Origin of the sequence: Vibrio makurazakiensis (genome assembly GCF_050337375.1) — a bacterium.
Lineage (GTDB): Bacteria > Pseudomonadota > Gammaproteobacteria > Enterobacterales > Vibrionaceae > Vibrio > Vibrio makurazakiensis.
In genome coordinates this window covers 1-2385 of record NZ_JAKJSW010000378.1, presented here as the reverse complement: position 1 = coordinate 2385, position 2385 = coordinate 1, and the positions used below count along the sequence as shown (strand labels likewise).

Annotated in this window: 3 protein-coding genes; 2 read left to right on the top strand and 1 reads right to left on the bottom strand. The window is 40.7% G+C overall.

Features of this window, described 5'->3' with window-relative positions:
* On the top strand, positions 1 to 825 hold an 825-nt coding region (locus tag L4C33_RS21590), incomplete at its 5' end, for a GGDEF domain-containing protein (protein WP_428814440.1).
* On the opposite strand, the gene L4C33_RS21585 is transcribed toward L4C33_RS21590, so the two are convergent.
* Positions 822 to 1508, bottom strand: a complete 687-nt coding sequence (locus L4C33_RS21585; RefSeq protein ID WP_428814439.1) for a DUF3334 family protein — start codon at positions 1506 to 1508, stop codon at positions 822 to 824. The two genes, L4C33_RS21590 and L4C33_RS21585, sit on opposite strands and share 4 nt — an antisense overlap.
* Before the next feature lie 222 nt (positions 1509 to 1730).
* Here L4C33_RS21585 and L4C33_RS21580 point away from each other — a divergent pair.
* The coding region (locus L4C33_RS21580; RefSeq protein WP_428814438.1) for an FAD-binding oxidoreductase at positions 1731 to 2385 on the top strand (655 nt) is incomplete at its 3' end.

Here is a 2385-nt window from a genome sequence, read left to right as displayed (position 1 = left end):
GCATTAAACTCAAGTGTTCTTCGCACTTATGTTTATCAGACTCATAGCCATCGTCAAACAAACTCAATATTATTTACGCCAATCATGCTCAAAGATGAACTGTTAGGCGTGGTAACAGTGCAGCACCATGAAGCGTACAAATACAAAGTCTATCATCGTCAACTTATCGAACATTTCGCTAAGTACATAGCGATAGGCTTACAGAATATTCGACAACAGCAGATTCTCATTGAGCAACAAAAACAACTTCAAGCAACCAATCAAAGGTTGAGCGAATTGGCGATGACTGATCCGTTAACCGGTCTTTTTAATCGCTCCCAATTAGACCCATTATGCCGGAAGTTGGTGCTTGAACGTCGCCCAATTGGTCTATTGATGATCGATATAGATTTCTACAAAGAGTACAACGACACCTACGGTCATGATCGTGGAGACAAAGTACTAAAGGTGATCAGTAATCTGATCAAACATACCTTTCCTGAACCAAGCGCTCAGTCACTTCGATATGGTGGTGATGAATTCTTGATTCTACTCTCTGGCTTCAATACCGCTGAATTAAAACAACGGGCGTTTTTATTACAAGATAGATTGCACGGCTATTACATCAAGCATGAAAGTTCGCGAGTGTCTGATCGAGTCACGTTCACTGTGGGAGTAAGCTTTGCTACTGAGATACCGAAAGTGGATGAAAATTTGGTATCGACACTGGTGTCTCATGTGGACGCTAGTTTGTATAAAGCAAAACGCCACAGAAGAGGTTCCGTGGCGTTTAATAATATGGTTATAGATTCTAGTGATCTACAGCCTTGTTCTGAACTGCTTTAGATACCTAGTTCATCAAGAAGGTCAGCAGCAGAGTCACTGCCTGCAGCGGGTGTTGAAGCTGCTGGTGTGGTTTTCATCTTATTTTGAGTTGCTTCAAGAATGCTGTCTGGGCATTCATCTTCAGTTACTTCAAATTCTTCAAGTTGAATAAACTCTGTCTTGTCCATTGCTAACTCTAGATAAAAAATGTTGTTCGCTTCAGTAGAGAAGGTTACGCGTCGTGCTTGAGGGCGATCAAGGTTTGTATCGACAGATAAGTTGACCTGCTTGTTCAATGCCAACATTTTAGGCTGGTTTTGCGTGATGTTAGTTTGAAGCTCTTTACGGATCTTGTTGGTGAAATCACCGACAAGTTGGTTCATAAGCTCACCTAGAACATCACCGACTTCATCAGAAGTATGTAAAACAGCAAGCTCTTCTTCTGGCATACCCATGTTACGCATGTAGTTGGTGTATAGCTCAAGTGCTGCTTTTGAAGTGAAGTTAATAACAACTAATCCTGAGAACCCACCATCAAAAAGAACGAAACAACCAAAGTCTGGTTTTAGGCTAGTTTTGTTGATCTTTTGAACCATTGCTGAATATGACACCTGTGAGGCTGTAGCAGATGTCAAAACACCTGAAACAGATTGGCACAGCTTCAATAAAATATCTTCTGTTGTGACTGTCTTATTTTTTTTCATTGTATGTGCTCTTGATGTGTCCGTTAAACGAATATTGTTCAGTATATATTGAACGCAAATTGAGGAAAAAGAAAACGTTAGATTCATTCTCGCACTGAGATTCTTATTTGATCACCTTTTTATATGAACTTATTAGTAGTAAAGTGACGAAATTCAAAAATATAATCAAAATTACCATTAACCCATTGCTGATTGGATCAGCGAAGTAGGGGCAGGAAGCAAATGTTACCAAGACTTCAACTCAATGCGGATGTCGATCCGGTGGTTGTACGCTTTTTAAATGAATTGAAAGCTGCAGGTTTCACTGGCGATATCGAATCTCAATATTCTAGCCGTTTGGCTGTAGCCACTGACAACAGTGTTTACCAGCAATTACCTCAAGCAGTTGYTCACCCTCGGACAACAAAAGATGTCTCCCTTATAGGAAAGATTAGCCTAAATTCCGATTTTGAGAGAATTACCTTTTCACCTCGTGGCGGTGGCACCGGAACCAATGGTCAATCATTGACGAAAGGTGTAGTAGTCGATTTATCTCGTCACATGAATCAGGTGCTTGAAATTAATGAAAAAGAAGGTTGGGTAAGAGTTCAGTCGGGTATCGTAAAAGATCAGTTAAATGACGCAGTTCGTCCCTTTGGATATTTTTTCTCTCCAGATTTATCAACCAGTAATCGTGCGACTTTAGGCGGAATGATTAATACCGATGCATCTGGTCAAGGTTCGCTGAAATACGGTAAAACTTCTGATCATGTTTTATCATTACAAGCCGTTTTCGCCGATGGTTCATGTTTAGAGTCTGATTTGTCACAAGGTCTTCCTCAACCAGAGGAATACGCCGCGAAAGCCCTACAGGTGACAGAAGCTGTTTGTCGTGAGA

What these genes read in the sequence shown, in the direction of transcription:
- L4C33_RS21585 (WP_428814439.1), bottom strand. Translation starts at nt 1,508, where the DNA reads ATGAAAAAAAATAAGACAGTCACAACAGAAGATATTTTATTGAAGCTG.